The sequence below is a fragment of the Anaerotignum lactatifermentans genome (assembly GCF_014982935.1).
Taxonomy (GTDB): Bacteria; Bacillota; Clostridia; order Lachnospirales; family Anaerotignaceae; genus Anaerotignum; species Anaerotignum lactatifermentans.
Genome location: NZ_JADCKK010000004.1, coordinates 17,511 through 38,579, shown reverse-complemented (window position 1 = coordinate 38,579; position 21,069 = coordinate 17,511). Strand labels below are relative to the sequence as shown.

At 47.8% G+C, this 21,069-nt stretch carries 18 protein-coding genes; 6 read left to right on the top strand and 12 right to left on the bottom strand.

All coding sequences use genetic code 11. The features are described 5' to 3' along the window. Positions 1 to 9 precede the first annotated feature (9 nt). Positions 10 to 1,494 carry a carbon starvation CstA family protein gene (locus INF29_RS01820; protein WP_193484258.1) on the bottom strand — a complete coding sequence of 495 codons (1,485 nt, stop codon included), beginning with the start codon at positions 1,492 to 1,494 and terminating at the stop codon, positions 10 to 12. Positions 1,495 to 2,010: 516 nt separating this feature from the next. Here INF29_RS01820 and INF29_RS01815 point away from each other — a divergent pair. Continuing rightward, positions 2,011 to 2,772, top strand: a complete 762-nt coding sequence (locus INF29_RS01815) for an arginase family protein (protein WP_193484256.1) — start codon at positions 2,011 to 2,013, stop codon at positions 2,770 to 2,772. 227 nt (positions 2,773 to 2,999) lie between these two features. Next, positions 3,000 to 3,449, top strand: a complete 450-nt coding sequence (locus tag INF29_RS01810) for an Hsp20/alpha crystallin family protein (RefSeq protein ID WP_072848527.1) — start codon at positions 3,000 to 3,002, stop codon at positions 3,447 to 3,449. Positions 3,450 to 3,626: 177 nt separating this feature from the next. Here INF29_RS01810 and INF29_RS01805 read toward each other — a convergent pair whose 3' ends face one another. Further along, on the bottom strand, positions 3,627 to 5,234 hold the full coding sequence (locus tag INF29_RS01805) for an Ig-like domain-containing protein (protein ID WP_193484255.1): 1,608 nt from the start codon (positions 5,232 to 5,234) through the stop codon (positions 3,627 to 3,629). A 417-nt stretch (positions 5,235 to 5,651) separates the two neighbouring features. Here INF29_RS01805 and spoIIID point away from each other — a divergent pair, with 417 nt between their 5' ends. Continuing rightward, positions 5,652 to 5,906 carry a sporulation transcriptional regulator SpoIIID gene (spoIIID, locus tag INF29_RS01800; RefSeq protein ID WP_022255925.1) on the top strand — a complete coding sequence of 85 codons (255 nt, stop codon included), beginning with the start codon at positions 5,652 to 5,654 and terminating at the stop codon, positions 5,904 to 5,906. 386 nt (positions 5,907 to 6,292) lie between these two features. Here the strand turns inward: spoIIID and INF29_RS01795 are convergent, their stop codons facing one another. Beyond that, complete coding sequence (locus INF29_RS01795; protein WP_087988865.1) at positions 6,293 to 6,925, bottom strand: Crp/Fnr family transcriptional regulator; 633 nt, start codon at positions 6,923 to 6,925, stop codon at positions 6,293 to 6,295. Between the two features lie 149 nt (positions 6,926 to 7,074). Here INF29_RS01795 and INF29_RS01790 point away from each other — a divergent pair, with 149 nt between their 5' ends. Continuing rightward, positions 7,075 to 7,458, top strand: coding sequence for a desulfoferrodoxin family protein (locus tag INF29_RS01790; RefSeq protein WP_022364961.1), 384 nt, complete (start codon positions 7,075 to 7,077; stop codon positions 7,456 to 7,458). A 126-nt stretch (positions 7,459 to 7,584) separates the two neighbouring features. Then, on the top strand, positions 7,585 to 10,110 hold the full coding sequence (locus INF29_RS01785) for an FAD-dependent oxidoreductase (protein WP_072848226.1): 2,526 nt from the start codon (positions 7,585 to 7,587) through the stop codon (positions 10,108 to 10,110). A gap of 183 nt (positions 10,111 to 10,293) precedes the next feature. Here INF29_RS01785 and INF29_RS01780 read toward each other — a convergent pair whose 3' ends face one another. From INF29_RS01780 to INF29_RS01770, 3 genes are all read right to left on the bottom strand, one after another. Continuing rightward, a complete protein-coding gene (locus tag INF29_RS01780) occupies positions 10,294 to 11,703 on the bottom strand; it encodes an MATE family efflux transporter (protein WP_193484253.1) in 1,410 nt (469 codons plus the stop codon). Continuing rightward, the gene (locus INF29_RS01775) at positions 11,685 to 12,155 is read right to left on the bottom strand and encodes a MarR family winged helix-turn-helix transcriptional regulator (protein WP_193484251.1); all 471 of its coding nucleotides are present in this window, start codon (positions 12,153 to 12,155) and stop codon (positions 11,685 to 11,687) included. Before INF29_RS01775 ends, INF29_RS01780 begins: the two co-directional genes overlap by 19 nt. A gap of 432 nt (positions 12,156 to 12,587) precedes the next feature. After that, positions 12,588 to 13,211, bottom strand: a complete 624-nt coding sequence (locus INF29_RS01770) for a Maf family protein (protein ID WP_193484249.1) — start codon at positions 13,209 to 13,211, stop codon at positions 12,588 to 12,590. Positions 13,212 to 13,428: 217 nt separating this feature from the next. Between INF29_RS01770 and INF29_RS01765 the strand changes: the two genes are divergently transcribed. Beyond that, complete coding sequence (locus INF29_RS01765) at positions 13,429 to 14,613, top strand: MFS transporter (RefSeq protein ID WP_193484247.1); 1,185 nt, start codon at positions 13,429 to 13,431, stop codon at positions 14,611 to 14,613. 63 nt (positions 14,614 to 14,676) lie between these two features. On the opposite strand, the gene rbr is transcribed toward INF29_RS01765, so the two are convergent. The 6 genes from rbr to argC all read right to left on the bottom strand — a co-directional run bounded on the left by rbr (position 14,677) and on the right by argC (position 20,968). Beyond that, entirely contained in the window at positions 14,677 to 15,219 is a 543-nt protein-coding gene (gene rbr, locus INF29_RS01760) for a rubrerythrin (protein ID WP_072848203.1), read from the bottom strand. A 581-nt stretch (positions 15,220 to 15,800) separates the two neighbouring features. Next, positions 15,801 to 16,709 carry an ornithine carbamoyltransferase gene (gene argF, locus INF29_RS01755; RefSeq protein WP_072848202.1) on the bottom strand — a complete coding sequence of 303 codons (909 nt, stop codon included), beginning with the start codon at positions 16,707 to 16,709 and terminating at the stop codon, positions 15,801 to 15,803. Between the two features lie 20 nt (positions 16,710 to 16,729). Continuing rightward, the gene (locus INF29_RS01750; protein ID WP_193484245.1) at positions 16,730 to 17,902 is read right to left on the bottom strand and encodes an aspartate aminotransferase family protein; all 1,173 of its coding nucleotides are present in this window, start codon (positions 17,900 to 17,902) and stop codon (positions 16,730 to 16,732) included. A gap of 18 nt (positions 17,903 to 17,920) precedes the next feature. Further along, on the bottom strand, positions 17,921 to 18,775 hold the full coding sequence (argB, locus tag INF29_RS01745) for an acetylglutamate kinase (RefSeq protein ID WP_193484243.1): 855 nt from the start codon (positions 18,773 to 18,775) through the stop codon (positions 17,921 to 17,923). 16 nt (positions 18,776 to 18,791) lie between these two features. After that, positions 18,792 to 20,006 (bottom strand): bifunctional glutamate N-acetyltransferase/amino-acid acetyltransferase ArgJ, encoded by a 1,215-nt coding sequence (gene argJ / locus INF29_RS01740; RefSeq protein ID WP_072848196.1) that lies wholly within the window; start codon positions 20,004 to 20,006, stop codon positions 18,792 to 18,794. Between the two features lie 32 nt (positions 20,007 to 20,038). After that, positions 20,039 to 20,968: an N-acetyl-gamma-glutamyl-phosphate reductase gene (gene argC, locus INF29_RS01735; protein WP_193484241.1), complete on the bottom strand. Its 930-nt coding sequence runs from the start codon at positions 20,966 to 20,968 to the stop codon at positions 20,039 to 20,041. Between the last annotated feature and the right edge of the window lie 101 nt (positions 20,969 to 21,069).

Below are 21,069 nucleotides of genomic sequence, written 5' to 3'. Positions count from 1 at the left end.
TACAGAATCTTATTCTTCTGTATGGCTTGCTGCGTATTTCTTCCCTGCGCGAGGTACCAGAATCAGGTACAGCAGTGCGATGATACCTGCGATGACGTAAGATACGTTCAGAGGCAGACCAAAACCGATGGACTGGCTCAGCAGGAAGGAAGAAATGATGAAGATATAGAATGTACCAGGCAGCAGAGAGATGAGGAACGCGTATTTAGGTGCGCCTTTCTTTGCACACAGGTAAACAGTGATTGCTGCGAAGGCGAATACAGCGATGGTCTGGTTAGCCCATGCGAAGTATCTCCACAGGATGTTGAAGCCTTCTGCATTCAGTTTTGCGAATATCAGAATTGCGATAACGGGGATGAAGATACCCAGTGTTACCATGATACGATTTCTTTTTTCTTTCTGATCGATGTGCAGGTAGTCCGCAACCATCAGACGGCAGGAACGCAGCGCTGTATCACCGGAAGTGATAGGCAGTACGATAACGCCCAGGATTGCGATCAGACCACCAACGGGACCCAGCAGGTCTTTTGCAACTTCGCCGACAACGTCTGTTGCGCCGCTGACGGAGCCTTTGTCATAGATACCCATAGCAGCTGCAGCCCAGATCATAGCGATCAGACCTTCCAGAATCATCATCCAGTAGAATGTGAAACGACCTTCTTTTTCGGAAGTAACGCTGCGGCCGATCAGTGTACACTGTGTGGAGTGGAAACCGGATGTGATACCGCAGGCAACGGTTACGAAGAATACAGGAATGAAAGGTGTGCCTGCGCCAGTGTTGCCGGCTGCATCCCACAGAGGATATACATTGAAGATACCGCTCAGACCATGGGAGAAGTCAATGTTCATCAGTTCATAGCCCTTGAAGAAGATGCCGAAGAATACGCCAACTGCGGACAGCATCAGGATGACACCGAAGATAGGGTAGATTCTGCCGATGATTTTATCGATGGGGAACAGTGTTGCGATCAGGTAGTAAGCCAGGATCACAGCATAGATAACCCATGTCCAGACGTTGACCCCTTCGATACCAACGATCTGGTTTGCGAACAAGTCGCCGGGTGTGTAGGTAAATACGGCACCTACCAGCAGCATCAGGATGCACAGGAAGATGTTGTATACCTGGAATGTTTTGTTGCCCAGGAATTTACGAACGATACCGGGCATCTGTGCGCCGTCCTGACGCAGAGACATCATACCACTCAGGTAGTCATGGGTTGCACCACTGATGACGCAGCCGATGGGAATGGTGATGAATGCGATGGGCCCGAACAAAATGCCCTGAATGGGCCCAAAGATAGGGCCGGTACCTGCGATGTTCAGCAGGTTGATGAGGGCGTTTTTGAATTTGCTCATGGGAACAAAGTCAACACCGTCCTGTTTCCGTACGGCAGGTGTCTGCCGGTCGTCGGGGTGGAAAATGTGTTCTACGAATTTTCCGTATACGGCACCCCCAACAATTAAAAGTACAAGTCCGATTATAAATGTTGTCATAAAATAATACCTCCTCTCCGAACTTGTGTGTAGTTTCTTCCTTTTCTGGAATAGACTGGAAAAACTACGTCTGTCATTATATGAAGTTCATGCACAAAATGCACAAAAAACAATACAATATCTATTTTCTTAACGGAAAATTGGCAAAAAGGAAAATTACACGATGAAAATTCATTTTGAAACATTTTTTGTGAAAAAAGCATCTAATTTTTTCATGGATATTGTTTTTTGTATAAGGTATCTTGTATTTTGTTTTCCTTAGTGGTATGCTGAAGGCAGGCAAAGGGGAACGGTACAAAGCAAATTCCCCTTAAGAAAACATTGATTTTCGCTTCCTTGATTTCTTAAGGGGAATTGCGATGGCTATCTTCGTGAGAAAACATAACAACGAAAATCTTTATAAAAAAAAGCCAAAATCCTTTGTCATCATAAGGATTTTGGCTTTCTTTGTTTTCTTATGAAGATGCCCCTGGGGGTACGGTTCCTTTTTCCTTTTGGAAAGAAAGAAGGGATTTGATGAAATCCGATGTGACCATTATGGATTTTACAGGCATTTATGAGAAGGAGCGTTTTTACCGGGGGGTTCATGTGCACTGGATTGACTGCCGGGATATACAGGGCACCAACTGCTACTGTGACGAAGAAGGGGAACAAGCCTTACGCCGGAAGATTGCCCCGTATTCCGCGGAAGCCATCCATTTCATAGACTCCGGTAATTACCATTATATGACGAAGCTGTGGACGGAAAAACTGCGGGAGCCTTTTGTGCTGGCTGTGGCAGACCATCACCCGGACATGCAGCCGCCTTTGTTTCAGGAATTGCTGTCCTGCGGCTGTTGGGTCAATGGGGTGCTGGATGGAAATCCTTATGTACAAAAGGTGGTGCTGCTGGGTGCTGACAAGGAACTGGTGGCAGCTGTGCCGGAGCCTTACCGCAGCCGTATGGTGGCTTATGAGGAAAGCCAGATTGCGGAAGGCGACCGTTGGGAAAGCTGTTTCCCCAAGGATTTGCCTGTCTATCTGTCCATTGATAAGGATATCCTTTCACCTTCTCAGGTACATACCAATTGGCAGCAGGGTACGCTGACTTTTTCTCAGCTTCAGAACGTGATTCTGGAATTGTTCCACCGTTGCCGAGTGCTGGGGGCGGATATCTGCGGCGAATGTGCCGATGCGCTCTTTCATGCTGCCGACGATAAAGTGATTTTGCAGGATGATTCCGTCAATGGCAGACTGCTTCATATCCTCATGGCATTGGGAAAGGCAGGAAAAGCTTGATTTTTCAAGCTTTTTCCCATGCCAAAAATTTTTTTAAAAAAATTATCACTCACCTCTTGACAGTGCTAACAAATGGTGCTAAGATACAGTCGAACAAAGGAAAGGTACTAAAAGAAAAAAGGCACCTGTGCCCGCGTCCGAAAAGAGAACAACAACACCTTCGGAATTCTCCGACCGTGCTGATTCAAACATGTAAATGTCATTTATGAAGGGAGATATGACTTATGATGATGATGCATAACTTTTTTGGAGATAACCTGTTTGACAACGAAAACTGGCCCGATACCTCTTTCGACAGAGAATTTTTCGCAAAAATGAATCCTTTGTACGGCAAACACGCAAAAGATGTCATGCTGACAGATGTAAGAAGAACAGAAGACAAATATGAAGTGGTTATGAATTTGCCCGGCTTCAAAAAAGAAGACGTACAGATTAACCTGAATAAAGGTTACCTGACCATTTCCGCTACGAAAAAAGAAGAAAAGAAAGAAGAAGATGGCATTTATCTGCGTCAGGAACGTTACGCAGGCTCCATGCGCCGTACCTTCTATGTAGGTGACCATATGACACCTGACGATGTACAGGCAAAATATGAAGACGGCGTTTTGACACTGACACTGCCTAGAAAAGAAGCACCTCAGGTTGAACATGACGGCAGAATCGCCATTGAAGGCTGATGAGGAACCCATCAGCAGGAGATAAATAATCAGCAGGCACGGCACCGAAAGGTGCCGTGCTTTTTTTCTTTCAAAAAAGAAGAAAGCTGGAATCCTTTGCAGGATTTCAGCTTTCTTTGTTTTCTTATCTTATGAAGATGCCCCGAAGGGTATTCGGCTTTTGATGTGCCGGAAAATTTATGCCTGTTTGAAAGATACGCTGCCGTTGGCTGCTTTTGTCAGCTGATAATTCAGTGTCTGGCTGTAGCCGTTGGGTGCGTTGAATACCACTTTCAAAGTATGGTTGCCTGCTGTCAGTGTGGAAGTATCCAGCTGGCAGTTGTAAGGCACGGTTTTCTGTGTGCCGACCCATTTGCCGTCTACGGAATAGGTTACGGTGACAGTCTGACCGATGACATCACAGTATGCACGCAGTGTTACAACGCCATTTGCGCCTGTTACCTGAGACAGAGGCTTGAAGGACTGTGTCACTGTCTGGCTGGGGCTGGACATCAGTGTGGGATTGGATTTCAGTGCGCTGTTGTAAGCTGCCTGTACGGTAGCATTGTTCTGCAGAGAATAATCATAGCCGCTGCCGCTGCGGTCAAAGTGGATGATGGCTTTTACCTGAGGGTAAACCATGTTCAGTGAAGTGTATGCTTCGCGGATACGGTCTGCTGCGAAGGTTGCTGTATCCGCATAGCCGGACAGATAACCGCTGCCCCCTTCGGTGATGATGATGGGTTTGTTGTATTTCTTTGCCAAATCTGCTGTATGGCTCAGGTTTTTCACAGGGTCTGCGTAATCACCGATACCGAAGTACATTTCGTTGTTGTCCACGCCTTTGGTGGGGCTGGAAGCAAACTGATATTTGTTGTTGTACAGGGAAGTACCTACCCAGTCTACCAGAGAAGCGTCAGGGAAGTAAGGTTCCATGCTGCCGCCGAAAGGAGAGGTGTAGTTGGTGGAGAATACCAGTGCCACGTTCGGGCAGATGGTTCTTGCCTGTTTTGCAATGCGGGTATAAGCTGCTTTGAAAGCATCTCCTGTGGTAGCAGTTGTCCAGATGTTCATTTCACCGCCGATACGCAGCAGAACGGGGGCATCGATGGTTGCCAGATACTGGAGTGTCTGCTGGATGTTGCTGTCATAAGAGCCGCTGTTGATGGCACTTACGGTGCTGCCTTCGCCGGGGAAGTTCCAAGCGATGTGGATTACATGGTCGCCGCCTTCATAAGGCTCGATGAAACGTTCATAGTCCGCTGCGTTCTGTCCCATTTCAATATAGAAAGAAACGATGGCTTCGTTCTGAGCGGCGCTGTCATTCTGTTCTGTCCATACACGGCCGTATAATGTACCGTTTTTGGGTTCATGTTTCGCACCATAGTAAGGCGCGGAAGTGTTTGTCAGTGCGTAAACCTGTGCATTGGGAGAAATTTTCCGCATACGTTCGTTTGCCATGGTCACCGCGTCATGAAAGCCCAGATAAGCCCCGTTGGTGGCTACCTGCTGCAAAGCTTCTTTTGCTTTGGTGTAATTGCCCTGTTTTTCATAAATCGGGTAATTTGCGTAGTTGACGTTGTAACGGATGGAAGCGACGTCGCTGTCCAGCGGCAGGTTCTGATAATACTGCAGCAGTTTATTGCCGGTTGTGATCATCTGTGCCTGATTGTTGGCTGTCTTTGCGTTGTTGAACGCAGACAGATAGGGCCAATATCCTTTCGGGTGGGCAGCCAAAGCGGTGCTGCTCATCAAAAGGGAGAGGGAGAGTCCCAGAGCCCCAATGATTTTCCATTGTTTTTTCATAGTATCTACCCCTTTCTCATATTTCCATGCCGTTTGCATACGGCAGTGGTAAACCATTTTTGTTCATTTTATATAGATAAAACGAATAAATCATAAAAATAATTATGATAAAATTTATGATTTCTCATGAAAATCTCATAAAAATTGATTTATAAGAATAAATATATCACTTACAGCCATGAAAAACAAGGCTTTATTATGGAAAAATGACAAAACATAAAAAACATTACTATTAAAAATCATTGTTTTTTGGTGGGAAAAGTATATTTTTTTCTGGGAAAAATCAGAGAAAAGGCTGTTTTACTAGAAAAAAACATATGGGAAAATGTCATAACTTCTAAGGAAGCAGCCTGGATTCATATCCTGTGTGCTCTCTGCATATAGATAATCAAGAATATCTCAGGGGAGTGCTTTTGTTTGAAAAGCTATATTGAAGAACGGGCGGTGGCAGTGGCTCAGTTTATGATCCACACCAATGCCACCGTGCGGGAGACAGCAAAGAAATTTGGCATCAGCAAATCCACCGTACATAAAGACATCACAGACCGGGTGGAGAAGATCGACCCGGAACTGGCAAAGTCTGTGCGGCGGGTGTTGGAGGTCAATAAGGCAGAACGCCATATTCGGGGCGGTATGGCAACGAAAGAAAAATACCTTCATCGGATGCAGTGACCAATCTCCCGAAGGGGAGATGTTTTTATCTGACAGGAGAAACAAAGGATATGGAAACACAAAAAGAGGACTCGGAGCTGGCTCCCTGAAGAATTCTTTTTGCCGGGGGCTGCTTTGGCTGTCTTTTGCAGAAAATCATTCTGATACAAATAAAATAGCTGGTATCCCAAAGCAAATTCCCCTTAAGAAAACATTGTTTTTTCCTTGCTTTCTTAAGGGGAATTGCGTCGGCTGCCTTCAGAAGAAAACGTAACAAATAAAATCTTAATAAAATAAGAAAGCCGAAATCCTTTGTCATCATAAGGATTTTGGCTTTCTTTGTTTTCTTATGAAGGAGCTCCCCAAAGGATTCCAGCTATTTTTGTTTTCTGATAAAGAAATTCTTTTTACATAGGATAAAGATGGACTTGTCTGCCGTTCACGTCCACTAGACCGTCTGCTTTCATTTTCCGCAGTTCTCTTGTCATGGCGCTGCGGTCAACGCAAAGATAATTGGCAAGGGCGCTGAAAGAAAAGGGAATGAGGATTTCGTCTTTTCCCGTTTTCATGCTTTGCAGGCGGAAATAACACAGGAGTTTTTCCCGGATGGAACGATGGGAAAGAATCTCCACTTTTTCGCTGAGCTGCTGCACTTTTTCTGTCATAAGGGACAGGAGGTTTTCCACCACCAGACTGTGATGATGACAGGCGCGGCTGCATCGTTTGGTGATGTGGCAGGTGTCGATGAATACGATGGAGCAGGCTTTTTCGCAGATGGCAATGATCTCACCCCCGTCAAACAGGGAGAAAAAAGAGCCGAAGATGCCCCCATCTGTGAGGTATTCCAGCATGTCCAGATTGCCGTCAGCCCCAAGGCGGTTCAGGGAAACGCTGCCCGAAAGGAGGATGCCCACTTTGCCTTCCATGGGAATCTCCTCTTTTTCCCGAAATGTGCGGTTTTCCATTTCAAAACAGGTTTTCATTTGATCCAGTTCTTCCGGGAGGATGCCGGTAAAGAGAGGATTTTCCAATAAATTCATAAAAAACCTCTTTTCTGTTGCATTTGCAACATATATTTTGCTGATTTTATGGTATCATAAGCCCATAGAAAAGTCAAAGGAAAAAACCTCAGAAATGAGGATAATTTAGATATGTAAAGGGTATTTTATAACACAAGGAGGTATGCAACATGAAGGCACCTAGATTTTTTATCTGCAAACACTGTAAAAACATCATCACAATGGTAGAAGACAAAGGCGTTCCCGTAGTATGCTGCGGCGAAAAAATGACAGAACTGAAAGCCAACACATCTGATGGCGCAGGCGAAAAACACGTTCCTGTAGTTCAGGTAGAAGGCAGCAAAGTAACTGTAAAAGTTGGCGAAGTAACACATCCCATGCTGGAAGAACACCACATCGCATGGATCTATCTGGAAACCAGCCAGGGCGGTCAGATCAAATATCTGGATCACACAGGCGCTCCCGAAGCAGTCTTTGCACTGGCAGAAGGCGAACAGGCAGTAGCTGCTTACGAATACTGCAACCTGCACGGTCTGTGGAAAGCAGAAATCTAAGCATATCAAAATAAATAGAAGAAAATGTAACAGGGAAAACTGGGTACGGGCGTGTGCCCGCCCGGTTTTCTTTTCAGAATATTTGTGAAAAAAAAGACATAAATCATCAAGGAGGCGGAAACACCCATGAAAGCAATGCAACTCAAACCTGATTTTTACTGGACCGGCGTTCTGGACAAGGACCTGCGTGTATTCGACATCATCATGATGACAGAATTTGGTACCACTTATAACTCTTATCTGCTCAAAACAGGTGACAAGACTGTCCTGTTTGAAACAGCAAAAGAAAAATTCTTCGACGATTATCTGGAAACACTTTCTCAGATCACAGATGTTTCCACCATTGACTATATCGTGGTAAACCATACAGAACCCGACCATGTGGGCAGCATCAAACGGATTCTGGACATCTGCCCCAGAGCCAAAGTGGTTGCAACACCTGTTGCCATCGGCTTCCTGAAACACATCATCAATGGTGATTTCTACAGCATTGCCATCAAAGACGGCGACGAACTGAAGATTGGCAATAAAACATTGCAGTTCCATGTGTTCCCCAACCTGCATTGGCCCGATACCATGTACACCTACATCGTAGAGGACAAAACACTGGTGACATGTGACTCCTTCGGTTCTCACTATGCACATGAAGGCATCCTGCGCAGCACAGTTACCGATACAGAAGGTTATATGCGCGCAACAAAATATTATTTCGACAACATTCTGGGTCCCTTCAAACAGCCCTATATGACAAACGCACTGGCAGCCGTACGTCAGATGGATATCGACATGATCTGCCCCGGTCACGGTCCCGTTCTGGACAGCCATCTGTCTGAACTGATGGATATTTATGAAGAATGGTGCAAAGTGCCTGTAAGTGACCGTAAAAAAGTTGTCATCCCTTATGTAAGCGCTTATGGCTACACAGGTCAGCTGGCAGAACAGATTGCAAAAGGCATTCAGGATAACGACGAAATCATCGACGTAAAACTCTATGATATGGTAACAGCCGATCAGGCAGAAGTGCTGGGCGAAATCGGCACAGCTGATGGTATCCTCTTCGGTACACCTACCATTCTGGGTGAAGCCCTGAAACCCATCTGGGATCTGACAACACTCATGTTCCCTCCTATCCACGGCGGGAAATTGGCAAGTGCCTTCGGCAGCTACGGCTGGAGCGGGGAAGGCGTGCCTCACATCATCGAAAGACTGAAACAGATTCGTCTGAAAGTGGTAGACGGTTTCAAAGTACGTCTGAAACCATCTGAAAACGAACTGATGGACGCTTATGAATATGGTTATCGTTTCGCAGATACTCTGCTGAAGAAAGACGAAAAGAAAGCCAGCGCAAGAAGCGGTCTGGTAAGATGTCTGGTTTGCGGCGAAATCTTCGACGCATCCATGGAAACATGCCCTGTCTGCGGCGTAGGCAAAGAAAACTTCGTGCCTGTTGATCTGGATGAAGTAACACACCGCATGGATACCATGGAAAAATTCGTTGTACTGGGCGGCGGCACAGCAGCACTCAATGCGGCAAAAGCTATCCGGGAAAGAAACCAGACTGCAAGCATCATCATGATTTCTGAAGAAAACGAACTGCCTTATGACAGACCCATGCTCACAAAGAACATGTTCGGTGCCATCAGCGGCGGCGCCATCGCAAGCAAAGAAGCTGCATGGTATGAAGATCACTGCATCGACCTGCGTCTGGGCGTGAAAGCAGAAGCTATGGATCTGGGCAGAAGAGAAATCCACCTGTCCGACGGCACTGTCCTGCCTTATGACAAATGCGTATACGCACTGGGCTCCTACAGCTTCATCCCTCCCATCAAGGGCGCAGATCTGGAAGGCGTAACACCTGTCCGCACCATTGCTGACGTAGAAAAGATCAACCATATGGCACTGCAGGCAAAACATGCAGTCGTTATCGGCGGCGGCGTGCTGGGTCTGGAAAGTGCATGGGAACTGCGTAAAGAAAAACTGGAAGTGACTGTACTGGAAGGCGCTCCTGAACTGCTGCTGGGCAAAATGGACGCAGTAGGCGCAGATATGCTGAAGAAGATCGCAGCGAAAAACGGCGTGAACATCGTTGTGGGCGCAAAGATTGCAGAAATCGTCGGCGATGGTAAAGTAGAAGGCGTTATGCTGGCAGATGGCACAAAGATTCCCGCGGATATCGTTATCATGTCCACAGGCGTACGTGCCAATAAAGAACTGGCAGAAGAAGCAGGCATCCTGACAAATCGTGCTGTTATCGTCAGCGACAAAATGCAGACCAGCGACAGCAATGTATTTGCTGGCGGTGACTGTGCGGAATTCGACGGCGCAAACATCGCAATCTGGCCTGTAGCAATGGAAATGGGTCGCATTGCCGGTGCAAACGCAGCTGGCGACAGCCTGCCTTATGTGCCTCAGACACAGGGCATGACACTGAACGCCCTGAACACTTCCGTATATTCCATTGGTGACGTTGGTACAAAAGAAGACGTCACATACAAAACACTGGAAATCCGTGACGATAAGAAACTCACACTGGAAAAATACTATTTCCGTAACAATGCCCTGTGCGGTGTCATCCTCATCGGCGACACAAGCAAGATGGCGGAAGTCACAGAAGCCGTACAGCAGAAAAAAGCATTCCACGAAATTTTTTGATAAAATACCCTTACACAAGCTTTCGTGAGAAAGCAAAACAAGAGAAAGGAAAAGCAAGTTCCCCTTAGGAAAACATTGCTTTTCCTTTTTCTCTTTTCAAAGGGGGATTTTTCATAAAATCATGGTAAAAATAAAAGGCTGAAATCCTTTATAATGACAAGGATTTCAGCTTTTTTGTTTTCTTTAAGCAGCCAGTGCAGGACCTTGGCTTTCTGCGATTCTGCGATTCAGTTTCCGCATTTCCGGCAGGATGAACAGTGCCACAATAACAGCAGAGCCGATGTCTGCGCAGGGACCTGCATAAAGCAGACCATTCAGACCGAAGAACAAAGGCAGGATCAGCAGCAGGGGAATCAGCAGGATGAGCTGACGGAGCATGGAAAGCAGAGAAGCTTTCAAAGGCTGACCGGTTGCCTGGAAGTAGTTGGTGGAAACGATCTGGAACCCGGCACAGAAAATACCGCCCAGATAAATCCGCAGACAGCGTACAGCAAAGTCTGTAAATGTCTGATTTTCTTTCCCGAACAGGCTCAGCACCAGATGAGGCGCCAGCTGGCATACAGCCCAGCCGATGAGGATGGAGCCTGTGGCAATGGATACGGCAAGGAGATAGGTGTGACGTACACGGGCGTATTTTTTCGCACCCAGGTTAAAGCCCAGAATAGGCTGGGCGCCGATACCAAAGCCGATACATACAGACGCCAGAATCATGGCAATCTTCATGACGATACCCATGGCGCTGAGGGCAACGTCACCGGTGATTTCTGTCTGATTGCCGTAGTAAACCAGAGAGTTGTTCATGACCACCTGCATGATGCAGGCAACCAAAGAAGTGATACCGGAGGAAATGCCCAGAGAGAAGATTTTATACCAGACACGACCTACGGGTTTCATATATCTGCGGGTAAAGCGCATATTTCCTTTTCTCAGGAAGTAGTAACACAGCACCACGGTGGAAACGAACTGCGCAGTAATGGTAGCGATGGCAGCGCCTTTTACGCCCCAATCCAGTACGAAAATATAAATGGGGTCCAGAACGGTGTTCAGTGCGGCGCCGATGAGGATGCCGTACATGGACATACGGGGGTGTCCGTCTGTACGTGCCATGTTGGACAGGGCAATACTGATGACACTGAAAGGTACGCCCATGAGGACGATGGATGTATAGTCGATGGCGTAAGGCATGGTGGTTTCCGTTGCGCCGAACAATGTCAGAATAGGTTTCAGGAAAATCAGACCAGTTGCTGCCAGCAGGATACCCAGACCGATGGCAATGACCAGCAGGTTATTCAGTGTCAGAAGGGCTTCCCGTTTTCTGCCTTCGCCCAGTCGCAAAGCGGCGTAAGCGCTGCCGCCGGAGCCGATGAGGGTGGCAAAAGCCATGATGATGGTCATCAGAGGGAAAGCAATGGTGGTAGCGGCGTTCCCCAGATAGCCGACACCCTGACCGATGAAAATCTGGTCGACGATGTTATACACGGAGTTGACCAGACAGGAAATGATGGCAGGGATGGAAAAAGAGAATAACAGTCCTTTAATGGGGCGTACACCCAAAGGGTTTTCTCCCTCCATTGTCAGTGTTCTTTGCTGCATGTGACTTCCTCCTCCTTTTTGGCAATGTAGGTTTGGGCATTTTGTACCATTTGTTTCATGAGTTTATTGATGAGCAGACATTCTTCGTCTGTCATGCCTTCTGTCAGGGCAGAGTTCCATTCTTCTCTGGCATTCAGCAGCGTTTCGATGATGGGCGCAGCGGCGGGGGTGACGAATAATTTCCGGCATCGTCTGTCGTTCTCATCGGTGATAACGGTGATGTAGCCGGCTTCCTCCAGCTTTTGCACACCGCGGCTGACGGTGCCTTTGTCAAAAAAGCCCAGCTGTGCCAGACCGTTCAGGGGAATGCCGGGATTTTCGTAGATGCGCAGCAGGAAAAACTGCTGTCCGCTGCTGATGGGAAGATGCCGCAGACAAAGGTCGAAATTCCGGTTGGCATACCGGCTGATGGCTGACGCGTTGATGGAATAACGCAGATTTTTTTTCTCCATGAGTACCTCCTGTGGGTAGTGGCGGTGGAAATGTGGATAACATCAAACAGAAATGGCTGCCGCCTCAGCATATTCTGTGGATAAGTCAAAATTAGTTGCGTCTGCAACAAATACAGTATACTTCTAAATTCGTTGCGCTGTCAACTATTTGCATGCAATATAAAGAAATTGATAAGATTTTTCCAAAAGGAATGAGAAAGCAGTTGGTTTTTTGGAAAAAATGGCAGAAAAACCTCCTTTTGGGGATGGTTTATCGGGACATAAAAACGCCGGAATTTAGGGGCATCTTCATAAGAAAACAAAGAAAGCCAAAATCCTTATCATAACAAAGGATTTTGACTTTCTTTGTTTGTTCGAATTTAATTTGTTATGTTTTCTTATGAAGACAGCTGTCGCAATTCCCCTTAAGAAATCAAGGAAAATCCCTGTTTTTTATTTCCAGTTTTCCATGAGAGAAATGCCTTGCGCCCGCAGTTCTTCGTAAAGGGCAGTCAAAGGCAGCCCCACCACGTTGAAGTAGTCGCCTTCCATCCGTTCCACCAGCAGGGAACCTTTGCCCTGTATGCCGTAAGCGCCGGCTTTGTCCATGGGTTCCCCTGTGGCAATGTATGCGTCCATTTCTTCCTCCGTCAAAGGGCGGAACACCACTTTTGTGCCGATGGTCTGGGCGTGTACCGTTTCTTTGCCCTCCGCGTCTTTGTAAATGACGCATAAGCCTGTGAAAACCATGTGGCTTTTGCCGGAAAGATGGGTGAGGATGGCTTTGGCGTCGGCTTTGTCCTTGGGTTTGTGGAGGATGGTGTCCCCCTCTGCCACCATGGTGTCGGCGGCAATGATGATGGAATTTGCGGGAGCGGTGCGGCTTACGTCTGTGCCTTTGGCTTCTGCCATAAATGATGCCTGTTCCGCAGGGGTGCGGCGGATGCCGGCTTTTCTGTCTGCTTCCTCCAATGCACGTTCGTCCACATGGCTTTCCTGTACGGTGAAGGGCACAGAAAGCATGGACAGCAGTTCTTTTCTCCGGGGAGAATTGGATGCCAATATGATTTGCTGCATAAAAACAGTCCTTTCCATAAAAAAGTGTGTACGGGTAGATTGTACGAAAAGCCCGCATCTTTTGCAAGGGAAAAGCCATATTTTTGCCAAGGGATAGGCAGATTCCATAAAAATAACGGCGTTTTCCAAGAAAAAACACGGGATTTTCCTCCTTGACGGCAGAAGGGCAGATGACTATAATCATACAGGATTTGGAAAGAAGAAAGGAAGAAGCATCATGCCAAAAAAAGAAAAGGTATTCACCATGCCTGTCATTGCTTTGATTTTACTGAGTTTTGCACTGGGCACCAGCGAATTTATCATTGTGGGGATATTGCCGGATATTTCCGAAGGGCTGTCCGTATCCCTGACCACTGCCGGTTCTCTGGTTTCCATGTTTGCCTTTGTTTACGCTGTGGGAACGCCTTTTACGGCGGCTCTGGCAGGGCGGTTCCATCGGTTTGCCCTCATCATTTCCCTGACGGTGGTATTTGTTGTGGGGAATTTCCTTTGCGCCATTGCCCCCAGTTATCCTTTGCTGGCGGCGGCGAGAATATTGCTGTCCATCGTTTCCGGCACCCTCATTTCCGTTTCCATGACATTTGTGCCGGATATTTCCTCTCTGGAGCATCGGGCAACGGTGGTTTCCTGGGTATTCGCGGGATTTTCTCTGGCATCTATTTTCGGCGTGCCCATTGGCACCACCATCAGCCACGTACTGAGCTGGCAGGCAGCTTTTGTGGGCATTACCCTGTGCAGCATTTTGGTGCTGGCGCTCATGTTCGTTTCTCTGCCCAGAAAACATGAAAAAGTGCCTTCCGGCATCATGCAGCAGTTTGTCCTGCTGAAAGACAGCCGCATCCTGCTGAGCATCCTGACGGTATTCTTTGGCGCTTCTGCTTCTTATGTGTTATATACGTATCTGACACCTGTGTTTGAGGACTATGTGGGGATTCCTGCCCAGTATATCAGTTTTGTGCTGCTGCTGTTCGGGGTCATGGTGCTTTTCAGCAACCTGATTTCCGGTCGTATGGCACTGAAAAACGGCATTTATAAACTGCGGTTCACGTATGTTGCCCTGGCGGCATGTATGTTTCTCCTGCCTGTGGCATTGGGAAACCCTGTGGCAGGGATGGCAGTGATTTTTGCCATTGGTCTTTTGATGTATCTGCAAAATTCCCCCATACAGGTCAATGTGCTGAACATTGCCACGGCGGAATATCCCGGCGCCATCACATTGGCGGCGTCCACCAATTCTTTTTCCTTTAACTTCGGCATTGCTTTCGGCTCTGTCTGCGGCAGCGCCATCGTGGAAAAACTGGATATGCGCCTGTTGGGGCTGGGCGGCGGCGTGCTTGCCCTCTGCGCTTTGACCTGTGCGTGGATGCTCCATAACAAAGTACAGAAAAAAACGACGGTATAAATACCGTCGTTTTTTTAGTGTTCTATGAAAAATTGGGATAAGAGAGTATCAAGGTTTTTAGAATTAGTAGTTTCTTGCTTCGATCTGGAAGTAAGCCTGAGGGTGTTCGCAAACGGGGCAAACCTGAGGTGCCTGTTTGCCAACGTGGATGTGGCCGCAGTTAGCGCACTGCCAGATCATGTCGCCATCTCTGGAGAATACCAGACCGCCTTCAACGTTTTCCAGCAGTTTGCGGTAACGTTCTTCGTGATGTTTTTCGATCTGACCGACTGCTTCAAACAGGTAAGCAATGCGGTCAAAGCCTTCTTCTCTTGCTTCTTTCGCAAATGTAGCGTACATGTCTGTCCATTCGTAGTTTTCGCCCTGTGCAGCGTCCAGCAGGTTTTCAGCTGTGGAAGGCACAGCGCCGTCATGGAGCAGTTTGAACCAGATTTTTGCGTGTTCTTTTTCGTTGTTGGCTGTTTCCAGGAACAGAGCTGCGATCTGTTCATAGCCTTCTTTTTTTGCTTTGCTTGCGTAATATGTGTATTTGTTTCTTGCCTGGGATTCACCAGCGAATGCTGCCATCAGGTTGGCTTCAGTTTTTGTACCTTTCAGATTCATCATAATAGTTTCCTCCTTACACACTAAAAATATTTCTTAATTGATAATTATTATCATTTACTGTTTGATATCATTATAACAGAATTTTGGCGTTTGTCAACGGATTTTTTCTAATTTTTCCAAAAAAAAATAAAAAACCCTGCAAACGATAGGGAAATAGGCGCAAATGCCGGTATTTCGGGCATACAACACACAAAAAACCCTGCTGCAAAAGTCCCATTTTATGCAAGGTTTGGATGCATTGGTGGGGGTGATTTTGTTCTGCAAACTGCGCCGAAAGAAAATAGAAAAACCACCGGAAACATACTGTTTTCGGTGGTTTTGGTATGTCGAAAAACGAAGTTTTATACTTTTTTCAAAAACGCTGAAGGGCTTGGGGAACGAAGGGGTCAACACATTTGCTTCGCAAATGCCAGCCATAAATGGCTGTCCGCATCTCTTGCGGTGTGGGGTTCCCCGAATGGAATCCCAAGGGGAAAAGCCGAAGTTTCAAGGCTTTTAGCTGATGGAACTTCGGCTTTATACTTCTGTCTACTCGTCAAAGGCTTGAATGAAATGAGTCTTTGACGACAGGGTGTGGTTTATCAGTCTGCCATCAGTTTTACCAGAATCGCTTTCTGTGCGTGCAGACGGTTTTCTGCTTCGTCGAAGATTTCGTCAGCGTGTGCTTCGAATACTTCCGCTGTAATTTCTTCGCCTCTGTGAGCAGGCAGGCAATGCTGTACCATACAGCCTTCGTTTGTTACTGCCATCAGTTCGTCGTTTACCTGGAAGCCTGCGAAAGCAGCTTCTCTGATCTTCTGTTCGCTTTCCTGACCCATGGATGCCCAAACGTCTGTCAGGACAACGTCAGCATTTTTCGCAGCTTCCAGAGGGCTTTCTGTCATCTGGAATTTATCGCCGTACTGTGCCGCAAAGTCCAGAACGTCTTTATGAGGCTGGTAATCTTTGGGGCAGGCAATACTTACGGACATGCCAACTTTCAGACCGCCCACGATGAGGGAGTTTGCCATGTTGTTGCCGTCGCCGATGTAGCACATTTTCAGCCCTTCCAGTTTGCCTTTGTGTTCCCGGATGGTCTGCAGGTCAGCCATAACCTGACAGGGATGGCAGAAGTCTGTCAAACCGTTGATGATGGGGATGGAGCCGTATTTTGCCAGTGTTTCCACTTCTTCCTGTTCAAAAGTACGGATCATGATGCCGTCCAGATACCGGGACAGAACTCTTGCGGTGTCTTCTGTAGGTTCGCCACGACCGATCTGTGCGTCTTTGGAGCTGATGAACAGCGCATGACCGCCCAGCTGATACATGCCTGTTTCAAAGGATACACGGGTTCTGGTGGAGGATTTTTCAAAAATCATGCCCAGTGTTTTGCCTTTCAGGATAGGGTGTTCAATGCCCTGTTTTTTCTGTAATTTCAACTGGTCTGCCAGGTCCAGCAGTTCCAGAATTTCTTCTGTTGTCAGGTCTAAAAGTTTCAGAAAATGTTTCATATATTATCTTCCTTTCTCAATCAAAGTGAAGCCAGTGTCTGTTCCAAAATGGTAAGCCCTTTGTCCAGTTCCTCCTGTGTGATGGTCAGAGGAGGCAGCAGACGGATTTTGGTCTTTGCGGAAAGTACCAAAAGTCCTGCTTCCAGCAAAGCGTTGATAACGGGTTTTGCTTCCACATCCAACTGGATGCCCAGCATCATGCCCAGACCTGCCACGTTTTCAACGTGAGGCATTTTTTCAATTTTTTCTTTCAGATATGCGCCTTTTTTCTGTACGTCCTGCAAAAAGGCTTCGTCCATGGTGTTCAGGATATGTACCGCACCGGCACATACAACAGGGTTGCCGCCGAAAGTAGAGCCGTGGTCGCCGGGAACGAATACGGTTTCTGTTTTTTCGCCGAACAGCACCGCGCCGATGGGAAGACCGCCGCCCAGACCCTTTGCACAGGATACCAGGTCAGGCTGGATGCCAAACTGCTGATAGCTGAACAGGGAGCCTGTTCTGCCCATGCCTGTCTGTACTTCGTCCACAATGAGCAGGATGTCTTTTTCCTTGCAGGCTTTGGCTACTGCCTGTACATATTCTTTGTCCAGAGGAACCACGCCGCCTTCCCCCTGTACGGTTTCCAGTATGACCGCGCAAACATCGTCAGTCATTTTGGAAAGAATGTCGGCAAAGTCATTTGCTTTGGCAAATACGAAGCCATCCACGAAGGGGAAGAAGAAATTGTGGTAAGCGTCCTGTCCGGTGGCGGAAAGGGCTGCCATGGTTCTGCCATGGAAAGAGTTCTGCAGGGCAATGATTTTGTTTCTGCTTGCGCCGTATTTCAAAAAGCTGTATTTTCTTGCGGCTTTGATAACGCCTTCATTGGCTTCTGCGCCGCTGTTGCCGAAAAATACTTTTTTCATGCCGCTTTTTTCACAGAGGAGTTTCGCTGCCTGAATGCAGGGCTCTGTGTAATACAGGTTGGAAGTGTGCTGCAAAGACTGAAGCTGTGCGCTTACCGCCTGTACCCAGCTGTCGTCGCAAAAGCCCAAAGCGTTTACGCCGATGCCGCTGGTGAAGTCGATATATGTTTTGCCTGTGTCATCCTGTACGGTGGCACCTTTGCCTTTTGTCAGGAGCACGGGGAATCTGCCATAGGAATGGATGATGTATTCGTCGTCATATTGTTTTGCTGTCTGAAAATCCATGTGTTTCCCTCCTTCTTTTTATGGTAAAAACATGGTGCCAATACCTTCGTCAGAGAACATTTCCACCAGTATGGAATGTTCGATTCTGCCGTCAATCATAACGGCTTTTTTCACCCCTGCACGAACTGCGTTTTCACAGCTCTGTACTTTGGGGATCATGCCGCCGCTGATGATGCCTTTTTCCACCAGATTTGCCACTTCATCCACATGCACCACAGGGATGAGGGAGTCTTCGTCGTTGACGTCTTCCATAAGACCGCGAATGTCTGTCAGTGTGATGATGTTTTCTGCGTGGAGTGCACCGGCAATCTCAGCTGCTGCTGTATCGGCGTTGATGTTGTAAATATTGCCTTTGCAGTCGGTGCCAACGGTGGCAACGACGGGGATGTAACCGCTGTCGATGGCGTTTACAATGGGGGTGGTGTCGATTTTGGTGATGTCGCCTACATAGCCGTAATCACCTTCCAGTTTTTTCGCCTGAATCATGCAGCCGTCAATGCCGCAGAGGCCAACGGCTTTGCCCCCCAGCTGACCGATCAGACCAACCAGATCTTTGTTTGTTTTCCCAGCCAGTACCATCTGTACCACTTCCGCTGTTTCTTTGTCGGTGTAGCGCAGACCGTTGACGAAGCGGGATTCAATGTCCAGTTTTTTCAGCATGCCGCTGATTTCCGGACCGCCGCCGTGGATGAGCACCACATGAATCCCTACCAGAGAAAGGAGGATGATGTCGCTCATAACGGCTTTTTTCAAATCGGGATGAACCATGGCGTTGCCGCCGTATTTGATGACAACGGTTTTGCCGTAATATTTCTGAATGTAAGGCAGGGCAGCCGTCAGGACTGTTGCCTTCATGGTATTGATGTCTTTCATGTTGTCTGCCCTCCCATCATGTGCGGTAGTCGCCGTTGATTTTCACGTAATCGTATGTCAGGTCGCAGCCCCAAGCGGTGGCTTCGCCGTCCCCCTGCTGCATATCCACGTCAATGTGGATTTCTTCTTGCAGGAGAATTTCTTTTGCTTTGTCCTCGTCGAAAGGAACGCCTGCGCCTTTTTCACATACCAAAATTTCACCTTTGGGAGAAGAAATGGTAACGGAAATGGTGTCTACGGCAAAATCACCTTCGGTGTAGCCGATGGCACAAAGGATACGTCCCCAGTTGGCGTCAGCGCCGAACATGGCAGCCTTTGTAAGGCTGGAAGTGATGATGGATTTGGAAATGGCTTTTGCCAGTTTGGTGTCGGGTGCGTGGTGTACGCTGCATTCTACCAGTTTTGTGGCACCTTCGCCGTCGCCAGCGATTTTCTTCGCCATGGAAGTGCAGATTTCTTTTACAACCAAAAGGAAAGCGTCGAAGTCTGCGCCTTCGCTGTCGATGACGGGGTTTTCTGCCAGACCGTTTGCCATGATGGAAACCATGTCGTTGGTGGAAGTGTCACCGTCTACGCTGACCATATTGAATGTGTCGTCCACAGCCAGTTTCAGTGCTTTCTGCAGCATAGGTGTGGTGATGGCACAGTCTGTGGTCAAAAAGCCCAGCATGGTTGCCATGTTGGGGTGGATCATGCCGCTGCCTTTTGCCATGGCACCGATGGAAACGGTTTTGCCGCCGATTTCGATTTCGTAAGCTTCTTCCTTGGGTTTGGTGTCTGTGGTCATGATGGCTTCCACCGCGTCCGCGTGACCTTCCTTGGACAGGATGGGTGCCAGTTTGGGGATGCCGGATGCAATGGGTTCAATGTTCAGTGTCATACCGATAACACCTGTGGAAGCAACGATGATGTCTTTGGGGGAAATGCCCAAAGCCTTTGCGGTCATTTCGCACATCATTTCTGCTTTTTCCACGCCGTCAGCGTTGCAGGTGTTGGCGTTGCCGCTGTTGCAGATCATGGCCTGTGCCATACCGTCGGCAATGTTTGCTTTTGTGACGGTGATGGGTGCGCCATAAACTTTATTCTGTGTATAAACAGCTGCTGCGTTGCAGGGAACTTCGCTGTAAAGCAGCGCCAGATCTTTTTTTGTCTGATTGTTGCGGATGCCGCAATGGATGCCTGCGGCCGTAAAACCTTTGGGGGCAGTAACGCCGCCTGTGATCTTCTTCATAAGTATTTCATCCTTTCTTTTGTAAGGCTCTATCAAATCAAACCGGTGGTTTCCGGCAGACCCAGTACCAGATTCATGTTCTGTACTGCCGCGCCGGAAGCGCCTTTGCCTAAGTTGTCAAATACGCTGATGAGGGTCATTCTGTCGTCATTGCCCTCAATGTAAAGTTTCAGCTTGTTGGTATTTCTGATCTCGTTGGCTGCTAAGAAACCAACGTCCGTATCTTCCACGGAAATGAGGGGATGTCCCTTGTAGTAGTCCTGCAGCATTGCCACAAGTTCCGCCTTGGTGACTTTCTTCTGGAACAGGTTGGTGTGCAGGGGAATGCAGGTTGCCATGCCGCTGTAGAAGTCGCAGACAATGGGCATGAACACAGGGGGCTGTGTGATGCCGGTGACATGCTGCATTTCCGGCAGATGTTTATGCATCTGAGAAAGACCGTACTGTCTGGGGCTGTCGAACTGGTAGGAGCGTTCCTCTGCTTCGTATTCGGCAATCATGGATTTGCCGCCGCCGCTGTAGCCTGTGAGGCTGTGAGCGGTGAAGGGATAATCGGGAGCAACGATGCCCAGATGCACCAGTGGATATGCCGCCGCAATGAACCCTGTGGCGTGGCAGCCGGGGTTTGCAATGCGTTTGGAGTGGATGATGGCTTCTCTGTGTGCCGGAGAAAGTTCCGGGAAACCATAAGTCCAACCTTCTGCCGTTCTGTGAGCGGTGCTGGCATCAATGATGCAGGTATTGGGATTTTCCACCAGCTTCACGGCTTCTTTTGCTGCCGCGTCAGGCAGGCAAAGGAAAACCACATCCGCCAGATTCATAAGCCGTTTCCGTTCGGCTTCGTCTTTTCTTTTTTCTTCCGCGATGAGCAGCAGTTCCACGCCGTCGTGGTGGGACAGCTTTTCTTGGAGCTGTAAGCCTGTGGTGCCTGCCTGCCCGTCGATGTATACTTTGTATGGCATAAACATACCTCATTTCCTTTGATTTGCTGAATGTTATGGTATTATTATAAATGTTTATACGGGAAAGTCAATAAAAATACGCATATTTATACAAGTTCGGG